Origin of the sequence: Streptomyces sp. RPT161 (genome assembly GCF_027533845.1) — a bacterium.
Taxonomy (GTDB): domain Bacteria; phylum Actinomycetota; class Actinomycetes; order Streptomycetales; family Streptomycetaceae; genus Streptantibioticus_A; species Streptantibioticus_A silvisoli_A.
On sequence record NZ_JAPZVN010000001.1, the window covers coordinates 822,688 to 844,407 of the forward strand.

19 protein-coding genes are annotated in these 21,720 nt (G+C 67.2%); all 19 read right to left on the reverse strand.

The features are described from left to right. Positions 1 to 9: 9 nt before the first annotated feature. Positions 10 to 846: a 50S ribosomal protein L2 gene (gene rplB / locus O5O46_RS03770; RefSeq protein ID WP_269853735.1), complete on the reverse strand. Its 837-nt coding sequence runs from the start codon at positions 844 to 846 to the stop codon at positions 10 to 12. 42 nt (positions 847 to 888) lie between these two features. Continuing rightward, entirely contained in the window at positions 889 to 1,215 is a 327-nt protein-coding gene (rplW, locus tag O5O46_RS03775; RefSeq protein ID WP_269853736.1) for a 50S ribosomal protein L23, read from the reverse strand. Next, positions 1,215 to 1,865 (reverse strand): 50S ribosomal protein L4, encoded by a 651-nt coding sequence (gene rplD / locus O5O46_RS03780; protein ID WP_269853737.1) that lies wholly within the window; start codon positions 1,863 to 1,865, stop codon positions 1,215 to 1,217. Before rplD ends, rplW begins: the two co-directional genes overlap by 1 nt. Before the next feature lie 8 nt (positions 1,866 to 1,873). Next, the gene (gene rplC / locus O5O46_RS03785) at positions 1,874 to 2,518 is read right to left on the reverse strand and encodes a 50S ribosomal protein L3 (RefSeq protein WP_269853738.1); all 645 of its coding nucleotides are present in this window, start codon (positions 2,516 to 2,518) and stop codon (positions 1,874 to 1,876) included. Between the two features lie 13 nt (positions 2,519 to 2,531). Next, positions 2,532 to 2,840 carry a 30S ribosomal protein S10 gene (gene rpsJ, locus O5O46_RS03790; protein WP_014144312.1) on the reverse strand — a complete coding sequence of 103 codons (309 nt, stop codon included), beginning with the start codon at positions 2,838 to 2,840 and terminating at the stop codon, positions 2,532 to 2,534. 524 nt (positions 2,841 to 3,364) lie between these two features. Continuing rightward, positions 3,365 to 4,558, reverse strand: coding sequence for an elongation factor Tu (gene tuf, locus O5O46_RS03795; RefSeq protein ID WP_269853739.1), 1,194 nt, complete (start codon positions 4,556 to 4,558; stop codon positions 3,365 to 3,367). A 221-nt stretch (positions 4,559 to 4,779) separates the two neighbouring features. Next, entirely contained in the window at positions 4,780 to 6,900 is a 2,121-nt protein-coding gene (gene fusA / locus O5O46_RS03800) for an elongation factor G (RefSeq protein ID WP_269853740.1), read from the reverse strand. Positions 6,901 to 6,938: 38 nt separating this feature from the next. Then, a complete protein-coding gene (gene rpsG, locus O5O46_RS03805; RefSeq protein ID WP_255930051.1) occupies positions 6,939 to 7,409 on the reverse strand; it encodes a 30S ribosomal protein S7 in 471 nt (156 codons plus the stop codon). A gap of 2 nt (positions 7,410 to 7,411) precedes the next feature. After that, positions 7,412 to 7,783, reverse strand: a complete 372-nt coding sequence (gene rpsL, locus O5O46_RS03810) for a 30S ribosomal protein S12 (RefSeq protein ID WP_269853741.1) — start codon at positions 7,781 to 7,783, stop codon at positions 7,412 to 7,414. 384 nt (positions 7,784 to 8,167) lie between these two features. Next, the gene (locus O5O46_RS03815) at positions 8,168 to 8,686 is read right to left on the reverse strand and encodes a DUF1707 and DUF4190 domain-containing protein (protein WP_269853742.1); all 519 of its coding nucleotides are present in this window, start codon (positions 8,684 to 8,686) and stop codon (positions 8,168 to 8,170) included. A 234-nt stretch (positions 8,687 to 8,920) separates the two neighbouring features. Continuing rightward, positions 8,921 to 9,340 (reverse strand): hypothetical protein, encoded by a 420-nt coding sequence (locus tag O5O46_RS03820; RefSeq protein WP_269853743.1) that lies wholly within the window; start codon positions 9,338 to 9,340, stop codon positions 8,921 to 8,923. A 97-nt stretch (positions 9,341 to 9,437) separates the two neighbouring features. After that, positions 9,438 to 9,809, reverse strand: coding sequence for a hypothetical protein (locus O5O46_RS03825; protein ID WP_269853744.1), 372 nt, complete (start codon positions 9,807 to 9,809; stop codon positions 9,438 to 9,440). 177 nt (positions 9,810 to 9,986) lie between these two features. Further along, positions 9,987 to 13,886: a DNA-directed RNA polymerase subunit beta' gene (locus O5O46_RS03830; RefSeq protein ID WP_269853745.1), complete on the reverse strand. Its 3,900-nt coding sequence runs from the start codon at positions 13,884 to 13,886 to the stop codon at positions 9,987 to 9,989. A gap of 97 nt (positions 13,887 to 13,983) precedes the next feature. Beyond that, complete coding sequence (gene rpoB / locus O5O46_RS03835; protein WP_269853746.1) at positions 13,984 to 17,469, reverse strand: DNA-directed RNA polymerase subunit beta; 3,486 nt, start codon at positions 17,467 to 17,469, stop codon at positions 13,984 to 13,986. Positions 17,470 to 18,105: 636 nt separating this feature from the next. Further along, positions 18,106 to 18,495, reverse strand: coding sequence for a 50S ribosomal protein L7/L12 (rplL, locus tag O5O46_RS03840; protein WP_269853747.1), 390 nt, complete (start codon positions 18,493 to 18,495; stop codon positions 18,106 to 18,108). Between the two features lie 110 nt (positions 18,496 to 18,605). Continuing rightward, the gene (gene rplJ / locus O5O46_RS03845; RefSeq protein WP_269853748.1) at positions 18,606 to 19,136 is read right to left on the reverse strand and encodes a 50S ribosomal protein L10; all 531 of its coding nucleotides are present in this window, start codon (positions 19,134 to 19,136) and stop codon (positions 18,606 to 18,608) included. A gap of 276 nt (positions 19,137 to 19,412) precedes the next feature. Then, the gene (locus O5O46_RS03850) at positions 19,413 to 20,297 is read right to left on the reverse strand and encodes a hypothetical protein (protein WP_269853749.1); all 885 of its coding nucleotides are present in this window, start codon (positions 20,295 to 20,297) and stop codon (positions 19,413 to 19,415) included. Positions 20,298 to 20,422: 125 nt separating this feature from the next. Then, positions 20,423 to 21,145: a 50S ribosomal protein L1 gene (rplA, locus tag O5O46_RS03855; RefSeq protein WP_269853750.1), complete on the reverse strand. Its 723-nt coding sequence runs from the start codon at positions 21,143 to 21,145 to the stop codon at positions 20,423 to 20,425. Between the two features lie 77 nt (positions 21,146 to 21,222). Continuing rightward, positions 21,223 to 21,657 (reverse strand): 50S ribosomal protein L11, encoded by a 435-nt coding sequence (gene rplK, locus O5O46_RS03860; protein ID WP_269853751.1) that lies wholly within the window; start codon positions 21,655 to 21,657, stop codon positions 21,223 to 21,225. Positions 21,658 to 21,720: the final 63 nt, after the last annotated feature.

A 21,720-nucleotide genomic window follows, 5' to 3' on the forward strand; every position in this document is an offset into this window, starting at 1 on the left:
AACCCGCTCCTAGCGCTTCTTGTTCGTCTTGCGGCGGCGGACGATGTACTTGTCGCTGGCCTTCTTCGGCCGACGAGTACGTCCTTCCTTCTGGCCCCAGGGGCTGACCGGGTGGCGACCACCGGAGGTCTTGCCCTCACCACCACCGTGCGGGTGGTCAACCGGGTTCATCGCGACACCACGAACGGTCGGGCGGACGCCCTTCCAGCGCATGCGGCCGGCCTTGCCCCAGTTGATGTTCGACTGCTCGGCGTTGCCGACCTCACCGACGGTGGCGCGGCAGCGGACGTCGACCAGGCGGATCTCACCGGACGGCATGCGCAGGTGGGCCATGGAGCCCTCCTTCGCCAGCAGCTGCACGGAGGCACCCGCGGAACGGGCGAACTTCGCGCCGCCGCCGGGCCGCAGCTCGATGGCGTGGATGGTCGTACCGACCGGGATGTTGCGCAGCGACAGGTTGTTGCCCGGCTTGATGTCGGCCGCGGGGCCGTTCTCGACCCGGTCGCCCTGCTTCAGGCCACGCGGGGCGATGATGTAGCGCTTCTCGCCGTCCGCGTAGTGCAGCAGCGCGATGCGCGCGGTGCGGTTGGGGTCGTACTCGATGTGCGCGACCTTGGCCGGCACGCCGTCCTTGTCGTGCCGACGGAAGTCGATCACGCGGTAGGCGCGCTTGTGGCCGCCGCCCTGGTGACGGACGGTCACACGACCGGCGTTGTTACGGCCGCCCTTGCTGTGCAGCGGGCGGACCAGCGACTTCTCCGGCGTGGACCGCGTGATCTCGACGAAGTCGGCGACGCTGGAGCCACGACGGCCCGGGGTCGTCGGCTTGTACTTGCGGATACCCATTTCTCAGTCCTCGTCCGATTCCGGACGACTCGGACTCCTGATTCAGGAGACCGGGCCGCCGAAGATGTCGATACGGTCGCCCTCGGCGAGGGTCACGATGGCGCGCTTGGTGTCCTTGCGCTTGCCGAAACCGGTGCGGGTGCGCTTGCGCTTGCCCTGCCGGTTGATCGTGTTGACCCCGGTGACCTTGACCGAGAAGACCGACTCAACGGCCTGCTTGATCTGGGTCTTGTTGGCGCGCGGGTCGACGATGAACGTGTACTTGTTCTCGTCCAGCAGCGCGTAGCTCTTCTCCGAAACCACCGGCTTGAGCAGCACGTCACGCAGATCGGTGAACGTCTTGCTGGTGGCGACAGTCGCCTCGCTCATCAGGCGGCGCTCCCTTCGGTCTCAGCGGCGCCGTTACCGGTGAAGCGGTCGAAGGCGTCCTTGGTGAAGACCACGTCGTCGGAGACGAGCACGTCGTACGCGTTGAGCTGACCGGCCTCCAGGATGTGGACCTGGGGCAGGTTGCGCGCCGACAGCCAGGAGGCCTCGTCGGCCCGCTCGACGACCAGCAGCACGTTCTTGCGGTCGCTGATCTTGCCCAGCAGCGCCTTGGCGGCCTTGGTCGACGGGGCGGAGCCCTCGACCACGCCGGACACGACGTGGATGCGGTTGTGACGCGCGCGGTCGGTCAGGGCGCCACGCAGGGCGGCCTTGATCATCTTCTTCGGCGTCCGCTGCGAGTAGTCGCGCGGCACCGGGCCGTGCACGACGCCACCGCCGGCGAACTGCGGAGCGCGGGTCGAACCCTGACGGGCGCGGCCGGTGCCCTTCTGGCGGTACGGCTTCTTGCCACCGCCGCGGACCTCGCCGCGGGTCTTGGTCTTGTGCGTGCCCTGACGGGCAGCGGCCAGCTGCGCGACAACGACCTGGTGGATCAGCGGAACGCTGACCTTGGCGTCGAAGATCTCCTCGGGGAGCTCGACGGTCCCGGCCTTGTCGCCTGCCGGCGAAAGGATGTCAATGGTGCTCATCGGTTACCTCAGGCCCCCTTGGCCGCGGTACGGACCAGGACGAGGCCGCCGTTCGGACCAGGAACCGCGCCCTTGATGAGCAGCAGGCCCTTCTCCGCGTCAACGGCGTGGACGGTCAGGTTCTGGGTGGTGACCCGCTCGTTGCCCATACGGCCTGCCATGCGCAGACCCTTGAACACACGGCCCGGGGTGGCGCAGCCACCGATGGAACCGGGCGAGCGGTGCTTGCGCTGGGTGCCGTGCCCGGCGCCGAGGCCACGGAAGTTGTGGCGCTTCATGACACCGGCGAAGCCCTTGCCCTTGCTCTTGCCGGTGACGTCGACCTTGACGCCGGCCTCGAACACGTCGGCGGTGATCTCCTGGCCGAGGGTGTACTCGCTGGCGTCGGCGGTGCGCAGCTCCACCAGGTGGCGGCGCGGCGTCACCTCAGCCTTGGCGAAGTGGCCCTTGAGGGGCTTGTTGACCTTGCGCGGGTCGATCTCGCCGAAGGCGATCTGCACGGCCTCGTAGCCGTCGGTGTCGGCGGTGCGGACCTGGGTAACGACGCAGGGCCCGGCCTTGACCACGGTCACCGGGACGACACGGTTGTTCTCGTCCCAGACCTGGGTCATGCCGAGCTTCTCGCCCAGGACGCCCTTAATCTGCTTAGCCATCTCGCGCGTCACCTCAGAGCTTGATCTCGATGTCGACGCCCGCCGGCAGGTCGAGACGCATCAGCGAGTCAACCGTCTTCGGCGTGGGGTCGAGGATGTCGATGAGGCGCTTGTGCGTACGCATCTCGAAGTGCTCGCGCGAGTCCTTGTACTTGTGCGGCGACTTGATGACGCAGTACACGTTCTTCTCAGTGGGCAGCGGCACCGGGCCCGCGACCTGCGCACCAGTACGGGTCACCGTCTCGACGATCTTCTTCGCCGAGGAGTCGATGACCTCGTGGTCGTAGGCCTTGAGCCGGATGCGGATCTTCTGTCCCGCCATGGCTACTCCGTAGTCCTGTCTCTCGTAACGCTCTGGGACCCGGCGGCTGGCGCTTTCCCTGCGACTTCCCCGACCCACGCGGTCGGGCGTGTCGCGAGCCCTCTCACAGAAATCCACATGCGGGATCCCCGTTCGGGGGGTTTGGGGGAAAGACATCCACCGGGTGCCTGGCGAGTTCCGCGCTGACGCTTCCCGGAAGATTCCCGTACTTCCGCCCCTGACAAGGGGCGACGAGTACTGCGGGACTCGCTTCCAGTCCTCCCGACGGGAGGCGCGCAGCATCGGCACTCAACCGAGCAACCTGGCAAGTGTGCCATATCGCTGGCCACTCTGGCCAATCGGGCGGGGGTGCGCCTTGACGGTCCGCGTCGGGGATGTGGGAAGCGCCTTTCCGTGGCGGACCCCAGAAGCCGTTTCCGCCGTCAAGCGCCCGGATCCCCAGGGCAATTGACGGCGACGCCCCCGCGGGAAAACGCAAAACCCCGCACACCCGAAGGATGTGCGGGGCTCGCGTTAGCGCTGGGTCACTTGTTGATCTTGGTGACCTGGCCGGCGCCGACGGTCCGACCACCCTCACGGATGGCGAACTTCAGGCCCTCCTCCATGGCGACCGGCTGGATCAGCTGGACCGACATGGTGGTGTTGTCGCCCGGCATGACCATCTCGGTGCCCTCGGGGAGGGTCACAACGCCGGTCACGTCCGTGGTACGGAAGTAGAACTGCGGGCGGTAGTTGTTGAAGAACGGGGTGTGACGACCACCCTCGTCCTTCGACAGGATGTAGGCCTGGGCCTCGAACTCGGTGTGCGGGGTGACCGAGCCCGGCTTGATGATGACCTGGCCGCGCTCGACGTCCTCGCGCTTGATGCCGCGGAGCAGCAGACCGACGTTCTCACCGGCCTGGCCCTCGTCGAGCAGCTTGCGGAACATCTCGATGCCGGTGACCGTGGTGGTGGTCTTCTCCGGCTTGATGCCGATGATGTCGACGGTCTCGTTGACCTTGAGGACACCACGCTCGATACGGCCGGTGACGACCGTACCGCGACCGGTGATGGTGAAGACGTCCTCGATCGGCATCAGGAACGGCTTGTCGACGTCGCGCTCCGGCTGCGGGATCGCCTCGTCGACGGCGTTCATGAGGTTGAGGACCGACTCGCCCCACTCGGCGTCGCCCTCGAGCGCCTTGAGCGCCGAGACCTTGACGACCGGGACGTCGTCGCCCGGGAACTCGTACTCGGAGAGGAGCTCACGGACCTCGAGCTCGACGAGCTCCAGGATCTCCTCGTCGTCCACCATGTCGGCCTTGTTCAGGGCAACGACGATGTACGGAACGCCGACCTGGCGGGCCAGGAGCACGTGCTCCTTGGTCTGCGGCATCGGGCCGTCGGTGGCGGCGACCACCAGGATGGCGCCGTCCATCTGCGCCGCACCGGTGATCATGTTCTTGATGTAGTCCGCGTGACCCGGGCAGTCGACGTGCGCGTAGTGACGCGACTCGGTCTGGTACTCGACGTGCGCGATGGAGATGGTGATACCGCGCTGACGCTCCTCAGGAGCCTTGTCGATCTGATCGAACGCCGAGGCCTCGTTCAGGTCCGGGTACTTGTCGTGCAGCACCTTGGTGATCGCCGCGGTAAGGGTCGTCTTACCGTGGTCGATGTGACCGATGGTGCCGATGTTGACGTGCGGCTTAGTCCGCTCGAACTTCGCCTTCGCCACTGGGGTCCTCCTGTGGAGTGGTTCTGTACGCCTTACTTCATCGGCGCCAGGTGATCTTTGCCGGGTTGGTGAGGACCCCGAAGGGCCTGCTTACGTGTGCCAACCCGCGGATTAAGTGCTGGCCGCCGGGGCACCCGCCGCGTTCCTCACGGTTCGCGGCGGAATGCCCCGTACTGCCTGCCGTCAAGCCTAAGGCTTGTAGGACGTTGCGAGAACGTCGGCTACTCGCCCTTGGCCTTCGCGATGATCTCCTCGGCGACGTTCCGCGGAACCTCGGCGTAGGAGTCGAACTGCATGGAGTAGCTGGCCCGGCCGGAGGTCTTGCTGCGCAGGTCGCCGACGTAACCGAACATCTCCGAGAGCGGGACGAGACCCGTCACGAGCTTGGCGCCCGAACGCTCCTCCATGGCCTGGATCTGGCCACGCCGCGAGTTGAGGTCACCGACGACATCGCCCATGTAGTCCTCGGGCGTGGTCACCTCGACCTTCATCATCGGCTCGAGCAGGGCCGGGCTGGCCTTGCGGGCGGCCTCCTTGAAGGCCATCGAACCGGCGATCTTGAACGCGAGCTCGGAGGAGTCGACGTCGTGGTAGGCGCCGTCGAGCAGCGTCACCTTGACACCGGTCAGCGGGTAGCCCGCCAGCACACCGAACTCCATTGCCTCCTGGCAACCAGCGTCCACGGACGGGATGTACTCCCGCGGGATGCGGCCACCGGTGACGGCGTTGACGAACTCGTAGCCCTCACCCTCAAGCGGCTCGATGGTGATCTGGACCTTACCGAACTGGCCAGAACCACCCGTCTGCTTCTTGTGGGTGTAGTCGACCTTCTCGACCATCTTGCGGATGGTCTCGCGGTACGCCACCTGCGGCTTACCGACGTTGGCCTCGACCTTGAACTCGCGCTTCATGCGGTCGACCAGCACGTCCAGGTGCAGCTCGCCCATGCCCGCGATGATGGTCTGGCCGGTCTCCTCGTCGGTGTGGACCTGGAAGGACGGGTCCTCCTCGGCGAGGCGCTGGATGGCGATACCCAGCTTCTCCTGGTCGCCCTTCGACTTCGGCTCGATGGCGACCTGGATGACCGGAGCGGGGAACTCCATCGATTCCAGGATCACCGGGTTGGCCGGGTCGCAGAGCGTCTCGCCCGTGGTGGTGTCCTTCAGGCCCATGACGGCGACGATGTCACCGGCGCCCACCGACGCGATCTCCTCACGCTTGTTGGCGTGCATGCGGTAGATCTTGCCGATGCGCTCCTTCTTGCCCTTGACGGAGTTCTGGACCTGAGTACCAGTCTCCAGGCGGCCCGAGTACACCCGGACGAAGGTGAGCTTGCCGAGGTGCGGGTCGCTCATGATCTTGAACGCCAGGGCGGACAGCGGCTCGTCCACGGACGGCTTGCGGGCGATGACCTCGTCGGCGTCCTTCACCGAGTGGCCCTCGATCGCCTCGACGTCCAGCGGCGCGGGGAGGTAACGCACCACCGCGTCGAGCAGCGGCTGAACACCCTTGTTCTTGAAAGCGGTTCCGCAGAACACCGGAGTGACGGTGACGCCGTCGCTCTTGCCGGAGTTGATGGTGATGCGGCGGATCGCCGCGATCAGCTGCTCCTCGGAGGGCTCCTGACCCTCCAGGTACAGCTCCATCATCTCCTCGTCGTTCTCGGCCACGGCCTCCAGCAGCTTGCCGCGCCACTCGTTGGCGGCATCGACGTGCGTGTCCGGGATGTCGACGGTGTCGTACATCTCGCCCTTGGCGGCCTCGGCGGACCAGACCAGGGCCTTCATGCGGACCAGGTCGATGACGCCCTTGAAGTCGGCCTCGGCGCCGATCGGCAGCTGCATGACCAGCGGCACCGCGCCCAGCCGGTCGACGATCATGTCGACGCAGCGGTGGAACTCGGCACCGACGCGGTCCAGCTTGTTGACGAAGCAGATACGCGGCACGCCGTAGCGGTCCGCCTGACGCCAAACGGTCTCGGACTGCGGCTCGACACCGGCGACACCGTCGAACACCGTGACGGCACCGTCGAGGACGCGCAGCGAACGCTCCACCTCGACGGTGAAGTCGACGTGGCCCGGGGTGTCGATGATGTTGATGGTGTGGTCGACCTCGTCGACCTTCCAGTGACAGGTCGTCGCGGCCGACGTGATGGTGATGCCGCGCTCCTGCTCCTGCTCCATCCAGTCCATGGTGGCAGCGCCGTCGTGGACTTCACCGATCTTGTACGAGACACCGGTGTAGAACAGGATCCGCTCGGTGGTCGTCGTCTTGCCCGCGTCGATGTGGGCCATGATCCCGATGTTGCGGACCTTGGCCAGGTCAAGTGAAGTGGTGGCCATATGGCTCAGTCTTCTCTCGGTTCTCGATGGGGTTGCGACTACCAGCGGTAGTGCGCGAAGGCCTTGTTGGACTCGGCCATCTTGTGGGTGTCCTCACGGCGCTTGACGGAGGCGCCAAGACCGTTCGAGGCGTCGAGCAGCTCGTTCATGAGGCGCTCGGTCATGGTCTTCTCGCGACGGGCGCGGGAGTAACCGACCAGCCAACGCAGGGCCAGCGTGGAGGAACGCGCGGGGCGGACCTCGACCGGCACCTGGTAGGTGGCGCCACCGACGCGGCGGCTGCGGACCTCAAGGGTGGGCTTGACGTTCTCAAGCGCGCGCTTGAGGGTGATGACCGGGTCGTTGCCGGTCTTCTCGCGCAGGCCCTCCATGGCGCCGTAGACGATGCGCTCGGCGGTGGAGCGCTTGCCGTTCAGCAGCACCTTGTTGATGAGGGAGGTCACCAGAGGAGAGTTGTAGACCGGGTCGATGATGACCGGGCGCTTCGGGGCGGGGCCCTTACGAGGCATTCTTACTTCTCCTTCTTGGCGCCGTAGCGGCTGCGAGCCTGCTTGCGGTTCTTGACGCCCTGAGTGTCGAGGGAGCCGCGGATGATCTTGTAGCGAACACCCGGCAGGTCCTTCACACGACCGCCACGCACGAGCACGATGGAGTGCTCCTGCAGGTTGTGGCCCTCACCCGGAATGTAAGCGGTGACCTCGATCCCGCTGGTCAGACGCACACGCGCGACCTTACGCAGGGCCGAGTTCGGCTTCTTCGGGGTGGTCGTGTAGACACGCGTGCAGACGCCACGGCGCTGCGGGGAACCCTGCAGTGCGGGCGTCTTGTTCTTCTCGACCTTGTCCTGCCGGCCCTTGCGGACCAGCTGCTGGATCGTAGGCACCGTTTCTCCGGTTTCTGTGTGCCAGTCTCGTTAAAGCTAACCCGAGGCGTTCTGCTGGGCCACAAGCGCTGATCACCGGCACTTTTCCCGACCCACGCGGTCGGGTGTGTCGGAGGCTCCGCGCATACCCGCTGGGCGGGCACAGGCTTCACATCTCTTGGATGTCGCAGTCTCGGAATTCCGTGCGGACTGAGAGCACGCACAAGAACCCGGGGACACCCCAGGCACAAGGTCAGAGCGTACCTAGCGCATCGGCTCCGGTCAAAACAAATGCACACGCGTAGGACAGGCCGGGCCGCGCGGACGCTGACGCCACGGTAGTGGCCCCGTCGCGGTCAGGGAAGGGAGCGGATCCGGCCGGGCGGCACAGCGCGCGCTGCCGGCTCAGCCCGCGGCGATGCCCAGCAGGATGATCAGCGTCCAGAACGAGGCCACCAGCCAGCCCAGCACCAGCCCGGTCGTCGCCATGGCTTCGCCGCCCTCACCGGTGGCGCGGAGCTGTGCCCGTGCCCGGTGCCCCAGCACGATCGCCGGGACCGCGGGCACCGCCAGGACGACCCCGGCGAGGCCGCAGATCAGCGAGGCCGCCGCCAGCCCGTTCGTCGGCCGTGGCGGCGCCGGCAGGAAGGTCGGGGGCAGCGATGGCGCCCGCTGCGGCACGGCCGTGGGCATCGGCATCGGCACCGGCCCCTGCGGCAGGTCGGCGACCAGGCCGCCCAACTCGCCGTAGGTCAGCGCGCGGTAGGCCGCCGCCACCCGCTGCTCGTACTCCTGCTGGCCCAGGCGCCCTTCGGCGAACGCGGCCTTGAGCACGTCCACCGTGCGCTCCCGGTCGGCGTGCGAGGCGCGCATGCCCGAGGCCGGGCCGTTGTCCCAGGGCTGCAGCCCTCCGTAGTGCGCCATCCGCCCGCGTACCTCCCCCACTGATAGGGACCATGCTCCCCGGCTGGGGATCGTGCCCCCATAGTGCTTGACGCGGCGACGGCGCGTGGAGTTCCGCGTGAATCGCCTCCCGCGGGGTTTGTGGATCTCTCCGGGGCTACGCCCCCCAAGTCCCGGCATCCGCAGGGGATTTCGGCGCGAATGGCCTCCGTCGAGGTTCGGTCCTCCCTGTGCCGCGCGCCCCGCCACCTGGAGCTACGCCCCCAGAGCTCCGAGCCGCCAGCTCTCCACCCGGCCCGGTGCCGCCGCCGTCACGGTTTTGAACTCCCCCTGGGCAGTGGCCATCCAGAACCGCTCCCCCACCCCGGTCACCGCGACCGGCAGGCTGCGCCGCCGCAACGGCCCGCCGCCCTCGAACGCCACCGCGGGCGCTCTCCCATCCGCCCCCGTCCTCCCCCAGGCCAGCGCCCAGGCCGCCCCCCGCCGCCGCCCGCGCAGCGCGCCGAGCAGCAGCCCGCTGAACGCGGTGTCCACGTAGACGCCCAACACCCCTTCCCCGTCGAGAAGTTCGACCGCGGCCCGCCCCCGGGTGCCCAGTGCCGGACGGAGGGCGAGTCCGCCGTACGCCCTGGCCGTGCCCGACGACTCCACGAGTTCGAGCTGATGCCCCATCATGTCCCCCCCGTACCTCACCAGAACCTTCGTTGATCAGCCTCCACCCCGGAAGTCGCCTGATGGATCGTCCCCAGGTACCGTCCGTCCCACGGGAGCCCTAGGGAATCCCCGGGCCCCTGGACCACCGGTCCCCGTTGGCCTGGATGGTCTTCCGAAAGATCGCCGCCGTGGCGGTGAAGGCGGTCGCGCGCTTCTCCTGCCTCGGCGCGGTGCTGGTGATCCGCGTCCTGGGCACGGCGCTGCCGCCGCGGTGCTCACCGCCTGGTGGATCGTGCTGCCCATACTGGCCGCGCCCTACCTGCTGGCCGCTGTCAGCCGCCGCGCGGAACCGCGCGCCGACCGCCACGCGGCCGAACTGGGCTTCGCGCCCGCCCTGGCCGACGTCCTCAACGAGCTGTACGCGCAGGAGCAGACCGCCATCGAACAGGCTGTCGCCATGGGCCGGAAGGCCCAGAGCGGCCCCGGGCACGGCTGCCCGGCTGCTCTCCTCGCACCCGGACCACTACACCCGGCTTCACCGGCTGGAGCCGTACCTGCCCGCGGCGGAGGGTGGATCTCCGGGGCCAAGCCCCCACGGCAAAAGGGCGGCTCGCCCCCTCCGAAGAGGGGGCGAGCCGCCCTTTGACGGTCCCTCGCCAGGAGGCGACTACGCGTTGTACGGCCCGTAGTCGTAGTCCTCCAGCGGAACGGCCTGGCCGGAGCCGGTGCCGAACGGCGAGTAGTCGATGTCGTCGTAGCCGACGGCCGAGTACATCGCGGCCTTGGCCTCCTCGGTCGGCTCCACCCGGATGTTGCGGTAGCGGGACAGACCCGTACCGGCCGGGATGAGCTTACCGAGGATGACGTTCTCCTTGAGGCCCAGCAGGGAGTCCGACTTGGCGTGGATCGCCGCGTCGGTGAGCACCCGGGTCGTCTCCTGGAAGGAGGCGGCCGACAGCCAGGACTCCGTGGCCAGCGAGGCCTTGGTGATACCCATCAGCTGCGGGCGGCCGGACGCGGGGTGACCACCCTCGGCGACCACACGGCGGTTCTCCTGCTCGAAGCGACCGCGCTCGACCAGCTCGCCGGGCAGCAGCTCCGCGTCGCCCGACTCGATGATCGTCACCCGGCGCAGCATCTGCCGGATGATGATCTCGATGTGCTTGTCGTGGATCGACACACCCTGCGAGGTGAAGACCTTCTGGACCTCGCCCAGCAGGTGGATCTGGACGGCGCGCTGGCCGAGGATCCGCAGCACGTCGTGCGGGTTCTCGGTACCGGCCATCAGCTTCTGGCCGACCGTGACGTGGTCGCCCTCGTCCACCAGCAGGCGGCCACGCTTCGAGACCGCGTAGGCGATCTCGTCGCTGCCGTCGTCCGGGGTGATGACGATCTTGCGGGTCTTCTCGGTCTCCTCGATCCGGACCCGGCCCTCGGCCTCGCTGATCGGGGCCAGACCCTTCGGGGTACGGGCCTCGAAGAGCTCGACCACACGCGGCAGACCCTTGGTGATGTCGTCACCGGCCACACCACCGGTGTGGAAGGTACGCATCGTCAGCTGGGTACCGGGCTCACCGATCGACTGGGCGGCGATGATGCCGACCGCCTCGCCGATGTCCACCAGCTTGCCGGTGGCCAGCGAACGGCCGTAGCACATCGCGCAGGTGCCGACGGCGGACTCGCAGGTGAGGATCGAGCGGGTCTTGACCGTCTCGACACCGTGCAGGATCAGCTGGTCGATGAGCACGTCGCCGAGGTCGGTACCGGCCGGGGCCAGCACCTTTCCGTCGACCACGATGTCCTCGGCCAGGCTGCGCGCGTACACGCTGGTCTCGACGCCGGCCGCCTTGCGCAGCACGCCGTCCTCGCCGCGCTCGGCGATGGCCAGCTTCAGGCCGCGCTCGGTGCCGCAGTCCTCCTCACGGATGATCACGTCCTGCGAGACGTCCACCAGACGACGGGTCAGGTAACCCGAGTCGGCGGTACGCAGCGCGGTGTCCGCGAGACCCTTACGGGCACCGTGGGTGGAGATGAAGTACTCCAGCACGGTGAGACCCTCACGGAACGACGCCTTGATGGGCCGCGGGATGGTCTCGTTCTTCGCGTTGGACACCAGACCACGCATACCCGCGATCTGGCGCATCTGCATCATGTTTCCACGAGCACCCGAGTCGACCATCATGAAGATCGGGTTGGTCCTCGGGAAGTTCTCGTTCATGGCCTCGGCGACCTCGTTGGTCGCCTTGGTCCAGATCGCGATGAGCTCCTGGGACCGCTCTTCCTTGGTGATCAGGCCGCGCTCGTACTGCTTCTGGACCTTCTCGTCCTGCGCCTCGTAGCCCGCGAGGATGGTCTTCTTGGCCTCCGGGACGACCACGTCGGAGATCGCGACGGTGACACCGGACCGGGTCGCCCAGTGGAAACCGGCCGACTTCAGGTTGTCCAGCGTCGCCGCGACGACGACCTTCGGGTAGCGCTCGGCGAGGTCGTTGACGATCTCGGAGAGCTGCTTCTTGCCCACCGAGTAGTCCACGAACGGGTAGTCCTCGGGCAGCAGCTCGTTGAACAGCGCCCGGCCCAGCGTGGTGGTCAGACGGAACGGGTCACCCTGCTGCCACTCCGGCTCACCCTCCTCGGCGGGCGGCGGGGTCCAGCCACGCGGCGGGACGGTGCCGACCGGGAAGCGGATGTCCACCTTGGCCTGGAGCGACAGCTCGCGGGCGTCGAGCGCCATGATGGCCTCGGCGACCGAGCCGAACGCCCGGCCCTCGCCCTTGACCTCGCGCTCCTCGGAGTCCGTGGTGAGGAAGAACAGACCCAGGACCATGTCCTGCGTCGGCATCGTCACCGGACGGCCGTCGGCGGGCTTGAGGATGTTGTTCGAGGACAGCATCAGGATGCGGGCCTCGGCCTGCGCCTCCGCGGACAGCGGCAGGTGCACGGCCATCTGGTCACCGTCGAAGTCCGCGTTGAACGCGGTGCACACGAGCGGGTGGATCTGGATGGCCTTGCCCTCGACCAGCTGCGGCTCGAACGCCTGGATACCCAGACGGTGCAGGGTCGGCGCACGGTTCAGCAGCACCGGGTGCTCGGCGATGACCTCTTCCAGCACGTCGTACACGACGGTGCGGCCACGCTCGACCATGCGCTTGGCCGACTTGATGTTCTGCGCGTGGTTGAGGTCGACCAGCCGCTTCATCACGAACGGCTTGAACAGCTCCAGCGCCATGGCCTTGGGCAGACCGCACTGGTGCAGCTTGAGCTGCGGGCCGACGACGATGACGGAACGGGCCGAGTAGTCGACACGCTTACCGAGCAGGTTCTGCCGGAAGCGGCCCTGCTTGCCCTTCAGCATGTCGCTGAGGGACTTCAGCGGACGGTTGCCCGGGCCGGTGACCGGACGGCCGCGGCGGCCGTTGTCGAACAGCGCGTCGACGGCCTCCTGGAGCATCCGCTTCTCGTTGTTCACGATGATCTCGGGGGCACCGAGGTCAAGGAGACGCTTGAGGCGGTTGTTCCGGTTGATCACACGGCGGTACAGGTCGTTCAGGTCGGAGGTCGCGAAGCGGCCACCGTCCAGCTGCACCATCGGGCGCAGGTCCGGCGGGATCACCGGGACGCAGTCCAGCACCATGCCGTTGGGGCTGTTGCGGGTCTGCAGGAACGCGGAGACGACCTTGAGGCGCTTGAGCGCACGGGTCTTCTTCTGGCCCTTGCCGGTCCGGATGATCTCGCGGAGCTTCTCGGCCTCCTCCTCCAGGTCGAAGGACTCCAGGCGCTTCTGCAGCGCCGCGGCGCCCATGCCGCCCATGAAGTAGGTACCGAAGCGGTCGCGCAGCTCGCGGTAGAGCAGCTCGTCGCCCTCCAGGTCCTGGACCTTGAGGGACTTGAAGCGGCTCCACACCTCGTCGAGGCGGTCGATCTCGCGCTGCGCACGGTCCCGCAGCTGCTTCATCTCGCGCTCGGCGCCCTCGCGCACCTTGCGGCGCACGTCGGCCTTGGCGCCCTCGGCCTCCAGCTCCGCCAGGTCGGCCTCAAGCTTCTTCTGGCGGGCCTCGACGTCGGCGTCACGGCGCTGCTCGACCTGCTGGCGCTCGACGGAGACCTGGGCCTCCAGTGACGGCAGGTCGCGGGTGCGGCGCTCCTCGTCCACCCACGTGATCATGTAGGCGGCGAAGTAGATGACCTTCTCCAGGTCCTTCGGCGCCAGGTCCAGCAGGTAGCCCAGGCGCGACGGGACGCCCTTGAAGTACCAGATGTGCGTGACGGGCGCGGCCAGCTCGATGTGGCCCATCCGCTCACGACGCACCTTGGCGCGAGTCACCTCGACACCGCAGCGCTCACAGATGATGCCCTTGAAGCGGACACGCTTGTACTTGCCGCAGTAGCACTCCCAGTCCCGGGTCGGACCGAAGATCTTCTCGCAGAAGAGTCCGTCCTTTTCGGGCTTGAGGGTGCGGTAGTTAATGGTCTCCGGCTTCTTTACCTCGCCGTGCGACCACTGACGGATGTCGTCCGCGGTGGCCAGGCCGATCCGCAGCTCGTCGAAGAAGTTGACGTCGAGCACTGGTCGTCAATCCCTCTTTCGGGGTCGAGTGTCAAACATGGTCTGAACGGGTCCGGGGAGAGCCGGGGGCCCTGTGGTGAGGCCCCCGGCCAACCCGTCAGACCTCTTCGACGCTGCTCGGCTCGCGCCGGGACAGGTCGATACCGAGTTCCTCCGCAGCGCGGAAGACATCCTCGTCGGTGTCACGCATTTCGATGGACATACCGTCGCTGGACAGCACCTCCACGTTCAGGCAGAGCGACTGCATTTCCTTGATGAGCACCTTGAAGGACTCGGGAATGCCGGGCTCGGGGATGTTCTCGCCCTTGACGATGGCCTCGTAGACCTTCACACGACCGAGAACGTCGTCGGACTTGATGGTCAGCAGCTCCTGGAGGGCGTAAGCGGCGCCGTAAGCCTCCAGCGCCCACACCTCCATCTCACCGAAGCGCTGGCCACCGAACTGGGCCTTACCACCCAGCGGCTGCTGGGTGATCATCGAGTACGGACCGGTGGACCGGGCGTGCAGCTTGTCGTCCACCAGGTGGTGCAGCTTCAGGATGTACATGTAGCCGACGGAGATCGGCGCCGGGAACGGCTCACCGGAGCGGCCGTCGAACAGCCGGGCCTTACCCGAGGGCAGCACCATCCGGTCGCCGTCGCGGTTCGGGATCGTCGACTCGAACAGACCGGCGATCTCGTCCTCACGGGCACCGTCGAAGACCGGGGTGGCCACGTTGGTGCCGGGCTCGACCCGGTCGGCCTCGATGACCTGCAGCCGGCGCGCCCACTCCTCGGCGATGCCGGAGACGTCCCAGCCCTGCTTGGCCAGCCAGCCCAGGTGGATCTCCAGGACCTGTCCCGGGTTCATTCGGGACGGCACACCCAGCGGGTTGAGGATGATGTCGACGGGCGTGCCGTCCTCCAGGAACGGCATGTCCTCGACCGGGAGGATCTTGGAGATGACACCCTTGTTGCCGTGCCGGCCGGCGAGCTTGTCGCCGTCGGTGATCTTGCGCTTCTGCGCCACGTAGACGCGGACCAGCTGGTTCACGCCCGGCGGCAGCTCGTCGCCCTCCTCGCGGTCGAAGACGCGCACGCCGATGACCTTGCCGGTCTCACCGTGCGGCACCTTCAGCGAGGTGTCACGGACCTCACGGGCCTTCTCACCGAAGATCGCGCGCAGCAGGCGCTCCTCCGGGGTCAGCTCGGTCTCGCCCTTCGGGGTGACCTTGCCGACCAGGATGTCGCCGGCGACGACCTCGGCACCGATGCGGATGATGCCGCGCTCGTCGAGGTCGGCCAGGACCTCCTCGGAGACGTTCGGGATGTCCCGGGTGATCTCCTCGGGGCCGAGCTTGGTGTCACGGGCGTCGACCTCGTGCTCCTCGATGTGGATCGAGGAGAGGACGTCGTCCTGCACGAGGCGCTGCGACAGGATGATCGCGTCCTCGTAGTTGTGGCCCTCCCACGGCATGAACGCCACGAGCAGGTTCTTGCCGAGCGCCATCTCACCCTGGTCGGTGGACGGGCCGTCGGCGAGCACCTGGCCGGCGACCACGCGGGCGCCGTCGTCCACGACGACCTTCTGGTTGAAGGAGGTGCCCTGGTTGGAGCGGTTGAACTTGGCGACCCGGTACGTGGTGTACGTGCCGTCGTCGTTGGCGACGGTGACGTAGTCCGCGGAGACCTCCTGGACCACACCGTCCTTCTCGGCGGTGATCACGTCACCGGCGTCGACCGCGGCGCGGTACTCGATGCCGGTACCCACCAGCGGCGACTCCGCCTTCAGCAGCGGCACCGCCTGGCGCATCATGTTCGAACCCATGAGCGCGCGGTTGGCGTCGTCGTGCTCCAGGAACGGGATCATGGCGGTCGCGACCGACACCATCTGGCGCGGCGAGACGTCCATGTAGTCCACGTCCTGCGACGGCACCAGGTCGACCTCACCGCCACGGCGGCGGACCAGCACACGGCCCTCGGCGAAGGTGCCCTCCTCGGTCAGCGCGGCGTTCGCCTGCGCGATGAGGTAGCGGTCCTCCTCGTCGGCGGTCAGGTAGTGCACCTCTTCGGTGACCCGGCCGTCCTCCACCTTGCGGTACGGGGTCTCGATGAAGCCGAACGCGTTGACCCGGCCGTACGAGGCCAGCGAACCGATCAGACCGATGTTCGGGCCTTCCGGCGTCTCGATCGGGCACATACGGCCGTAGTGCGACGGGTGCACGTCACGGACGTCAAGACCGGCCCGCTCACGGGACAGACCGCCCGGACCCAGCGCCGACAGACGGCGCTTGTGGGTCAGACCCGACAGCGGGTTGGTCTGGTCCATGAACTGGGACAGCTGGCTGGTGCCGAAGAACTCCTTGATGGAGGCGACGACCGGCCGGATGTTGATCAGGGTCTGCGGCGTGATCGCCTCGACGTCCTGGGTGGTCATCCGCTCGCGGACGACACGCTCCATACGAGCCAGACCGGTACGGACCTGGTTCTGGATCAGCTCGCCGACGTTGCGCAGACGGCGGTTGCCGAAGTGGTCGATGTCGTCCACCTCGACCGGGATGGTCTCGCCGTCCGTGGACACCGTCTCGGTCTCACCGGCGTGCAGCTTGACCAGGTACTTGATGGTGGCGATGACGTCGTCGGTGGTCAGCACACCGGCGTCCAGCGGCTGCTCGGCGCCGAGCTTCTTGTTGACCTTGTAGCGGCCGACCTTCGCCAGGTCGTAGCGCTTCGGGTTGAAGTAGAGGTTCTCCAGCAGGGTCTGGGCGGCCTCGCGCGTCGGCGGCTCGCCCGGACGCAGCTTGCGGTAGATGTCGAGCAGCGCGTCGTCCTGGCCCTGGGTGTGGTCCTTCTCCAGGGTGGCGCGCATCGACTCGTACTCGCCGAACTCCTCCAGGATCTGCTCGGTGGTCCAACCGAGCGCCTTCAGGAGTACGGTCACGGACTGCTTGCGCTTGCGGTCGATGCGTACACCGACCATGTCGCGCTTGTCGATCTCCATCTCAAGCCAGGCACCCCGGGACGGGATGATCTTGGCGGTGAAGATGTCCTTGTCGGAGGTCTTGTCGATGGTGCTGTCGAAGTACACACCGGGCGAGCGGACGAGCTGGGAGACCACGACACGCTCGGTGCCGTTGATGCAGAAGGTGCCCTTGTTGGTCATGAGCGGGAAGTCGCCCATGAAGACCGTCTGGGACTTGATCTCACCGGTCTCGTTGTTGGTGAACTCGGCGGTGACGAACAGCGGAGCCGCGTACGTGAAGTCGCGCTCCTTGCACTCGTCGATCGAGTTCTTCGGAGGCTCGAAGCGGTGGTCGCGGAAGGTCAGCGACATCGACCCGGAGAAGTCCTCGATCGGGGAGATCTCCTCGAAGATCTCCTCCAGACCGGACTTGGTCGGCACATCCTGCCCGTTGTCGAGAGCCGCCTCGACACGAGCCTTCCATGCGGCATTGCCGAGCAGCCAATCGAAGCTCTCGGTTTGCAACGCTAGAAGGTTCGGAACCTCAAGCGGCTCCTTGATCTTCGCGAAGGAGATGCGCAGCGGGGCGGTGCTTGCGCCGTTGTTCGTATTGGCAGTCGAGGCGTTGCGCGAGGCGGCCAAGAGGGGGTCCTTCCGAGGGCTCGGACTCACTACGCGCGTACCGGTCCACCCCTGGGCACACCGGTGACATCCTGGTCGTGGACATCTCCGCTTTTTCGTGCTCAGACTCGGGCTCGCCGCTGGTGACGGGCCAGACGGCAGCTAACAGGCAGCGCAAAGGGTCAGTGTAGCCACTCGGCACACTGATGTCCAGAGCAGAGATTCGGAGACCGAATCTTCTCCCCCTCGTCATCCATAGGCCCGGCCGTGGCCGGGCACTACTCCTTGGATCCCGCCTACTTGGATCCTGTCTGGGTCCTGCTGGGTGCTGCGCTCGACCTCAGTCATTCCCGCATCGTCCGCGATCCATGCCTCGACACCCGGACCGACATCACGACGCGTCCTGAGAATTGCGCGCTGCGTCCGGTTCGTCAAGGCCCCCGCCCCTCGGAGATCCTCACATCGGATCCCACGACGGACCCTCGCGGCGGGACTCGGCGAACCAGCGAAGATCACCATACCCGGGTCCGCCGACAACGGCGCGGAACCAGGTGCCCGTCGAGCGGAAGACCGCAGGGCGGCCACCCGAAAGGGTGGCCGCCCTGCGGCTGATCAGCCCCTCGAAAGGGGCACACACGGCCTGCGCCGTGTTGGGCCTTACTTGACCTCGACGGAGGCGCCAGCGGCCTTGAGGGCCTCGGCAGCCTTGTCCGCGGCCTCCTTGGTGGCCTTCTCCAGGACCGGCTTCGGGGTGCCGTCGACCAGGTCCTTGGCCTCCTTCAGGCCGAGCGAGGTCAGCTCACGCACGACCTTGATGACCTGGATCTTCTTGTCGCCGGCGCCGGTGAGGATGACGTCGAACTCGTCCTTCTCCTCCTCCTGCGCGGCCTCGGCGCCACCGGCGGCACCGCCAGCCATGACGACGGGCGCGGCAGCGGCGGCGGTGACGTCGAACTTCTCCTCGAAGGCGGAGACGAACTCGGCCAGCTCGATGAGGGTCATCTCCTCGAACTGCGACAGCAGCTCGTCCTTGGTCAGCTTCGCCATGATGGCGGGTCCTTCCACTAAGTCGGCAGGTGCCGGATGTACATGTCGGCGGGCGTGCGGCCCGCTACGACCAGCGCGCTCGGGCGGCGCTGGTCAATGCGCGAGCCGAATTACTCGGCACCGCCCTGCTCGGCCTGCTTGGCGCGCAGCGCGTCCACGGTGCGGACGAGCTTCGACGGCAGCGCCTGGAAGAGGGAGGCAGCCTGGGACTGCTTGCCCTTCATGGCACCGGCCAGCTTGCTGAGCAGCACCTCGCGGGACTCGAGGTCCGCGAGCTTCTTGATCTCGTCGGCGGACAGCGCCTTGCCCTCAAGGACACCGCCCTTGATCACGAGCGCGGGGTTGTCCTTGGCGAAGTCACGAAGCGTCTTCGCCGACGTCACCGGGTCACCGGTGACGAAGGTGATCGCCGTCGAACCCATGAACAGGTCGTCGAGCGTGGTGATCCCGGCCTCGTTGGCCGCGATCTTGGTCAGCGTGTTCTTGGCCACGCTGTACTGGGCGTCCTCACCGAGCGAACGACGCAGCTGCCTGAGCTGCGCCACGGTGAGACCGGTGTACTCGGTGAGCACAGCGGCGTTGGAGTTGCGGAACTTGTCCGTCAGCTCGGCAACCGCGGCAGCCTTGTCGGGCCTCGCCATGAGCCTCGGCCTCCTTCCGGGTGATTGCGGACCGCACGGAAGGGGCTTCGAACGTACAAACGCCCCGGCGCAGGGGCGCACGGGGCGTGGCTCGACCGGACATGGTCCGGGAGCTGGTCCTCAAACACACCTGCGCGGGCCGTCCGCATCTAGCGGATCCTTCGGTCACCATGCCCGGATATGGGCACGACGACGACCAGCGGTCTCTGGCTTCTGGATGAGAGTACGCGAGTGCCGCTCCGGGAGGCAAATCGCCTCCCGGCGGGGGGCTCCCGGTCAGTTCCCGAGGTTCTGCGCCTGCTTGGTGATGTCGGCGACGTCGGTGGTCTGCGATGCCGGGGGCGGGGTGACGTTCACCTTCACCCCGTAGTCGGAGTAGTAGATCTCCTGCCGGATGTTGGACGTCGGGGTGTGCACCTGCTCAAGCTTCTTCACCAGCAGGTTGTCCCCGTTGACCCATATGTCGATCTGGTCGGAGGTCACCCCGTCGTCGTGCAGCTGCTGCTTCAACTGGTCCTGCTCGGTCGGGCTCAGGCCGGGAGTGGTGTCCGCGGCGAGCTTCCCGGCGTCCACCAGGCCCGAGTAGTGCGTCGTCTCGACTCCGCGGACGGTCTCCTTGCCGACCACCTTGACGTCGCCGCTGGCGATCAGCATCAGCACCGTCTGGTTGGGGCTGCCGCTCTGCATCTGCTGGCGTATGGCCTTGCCGTTGGCGCCCTGCTTGTCCAACTCGGCGTAGGGGTACTGCAGCCAGTGGTCGCCGCCCGACTTGCCGCCCATCCGCATGTACAGGGCGTCCTTGGTGTATCGAGCCTCGTTCATGCCCATGGCGCCCGCAACCGAGCCCCCCTCCGGGGTGATCGTCACGTCGCCTTGGTAGCCGTCCGACCAGTCCACCGCACCCGACTGGTGCGTCTTACCCAACTGCCCCTGGTCGATCTCGGCGTCCACCTTGGCCGAATGGGCCTTGTCCGTGCTGCTCTTGACCTTCAGCAGGTCGCTGATGGCCGAGGCGATCACCGGCTGCTGCTGGCCGCCGGACGGCGCACCGGCCTGCTGGGCGCCGGTGTTGGACTTGCCGCCGCCGCAGGCCGAGACGGTGCCCAGTGCGGCGACGACGGCAACTGCCGTGGCGACGTTGCGTAGTTGGGTGCTGCGCATGCTGCTTCTCCCCCATGATCGATGTGCGGCTAGAACGCTAGCGCATGCCACTGACAACACGACCGGACCCCCGGTCGCCCGTGGTGACACGGGTGACCGGGGGTCCGGAAGCGGTGCGCCGCGGATCAGACGGCGGCGGCGTCCTCCTCGGCGAGGAGGTTGCGGGTGCGGTTCGGGTCGACCGGGACGCCGGGGCCCATCGTGGTGCTGATGGCGGCCTTCTTGATGTAGCGGCCCTTGGCGGCGGACGGCTTCAGACGGAGGATCTCGTCCAGCGCCGCGGCGTAGTTCTCGACCAGCTGCTGCTCACCGAACGACGCCTTGCCGATGATGAAGTGCAGGTTCGAGTGCTTGTCGACACGGAACTCGATCTTGCCGCCCTTGATGTCGGTCACGGCCTTGGCCACGTCCGGCGTCACGGTGCCGGTCTTCGGGTTCGGCATCAGACCACGCGGACCGAGCACCCGGCCCAGGCGGCCGACCTTGCCCATCAGGTCCGGGGTGGCGACGACGGCGTCGAAGTCCAGGCGGCCCTTGGCGACCTCGTCGATCAGTTCGTCGGAGCCGACGATGTCGGCGCCCGCGGCTTCCGCGGCCGCAGCACGGTCACCGGTCGCGAAGACCAGGACCCGGGCGGTCTTACCGGTGCCGTGCGGAAGGTTCACGGTGCCGCGGACCATCTGGTCGGCCTTGCGCGGGTCAACGCCCAGACGCATGGCGACCTCGACGGTCGAGTCGAACTTGGTGGTGGAGGTCTCCTTGGCGAGACGGACGGCCTCAAGCGGGGCGTACAGCCGCTCCCGGTCGATCTTGGCGTCCGCAGCCTTGAGGTTCTTGCTGCGCTTCACTGCTGCTCCTACGAGTTAATGGGAGTCGTGGTACGGGCCAGCGCTGGCCCTGCCACGGAAGACCTACGAGTGGTCGATCAGCCCTCGACCGTGACGCCCATGGAACGGGCGGTGCCGAGGATGATCTTCTCGGCGGCGTCCAGGTCGTTGGCGTTCAGGTCGGGCATCTTGGTGGTGGCGATGTCGCGGACCTGGGCGCGGGTGATCTTCGCGACCTTGGTCTTGTGCGGCTCGCCGGAGCCCTTGTCCACACCCGCGGCCTTGAGGATCAGCTTGGCGGCCGGCGGAGTCTTGGTGATGAAGGTGAAGGAGCGGTCTTCGTAGACCGTGATCTCCACCGGCACGACCATGCCACGCTGCGACTCGGTCGCGGCGTTGTAGGCCTTGCAGAACTCCATGATGTTGACGCCGTGCTGACCCAGCGCGGGGCCGACCGGCGGAGCCGGGTTGGCCGCACCAGCCTGGATCTGGAGCTTGATCAGCCCCGTGACCTTCTTCTTCTTGGGAGGCATTGCTCTCTCCGGGTCCTAGTCGAGAGTGTTTATGCCTGCTGACAGGCATACCGAGCCACGATA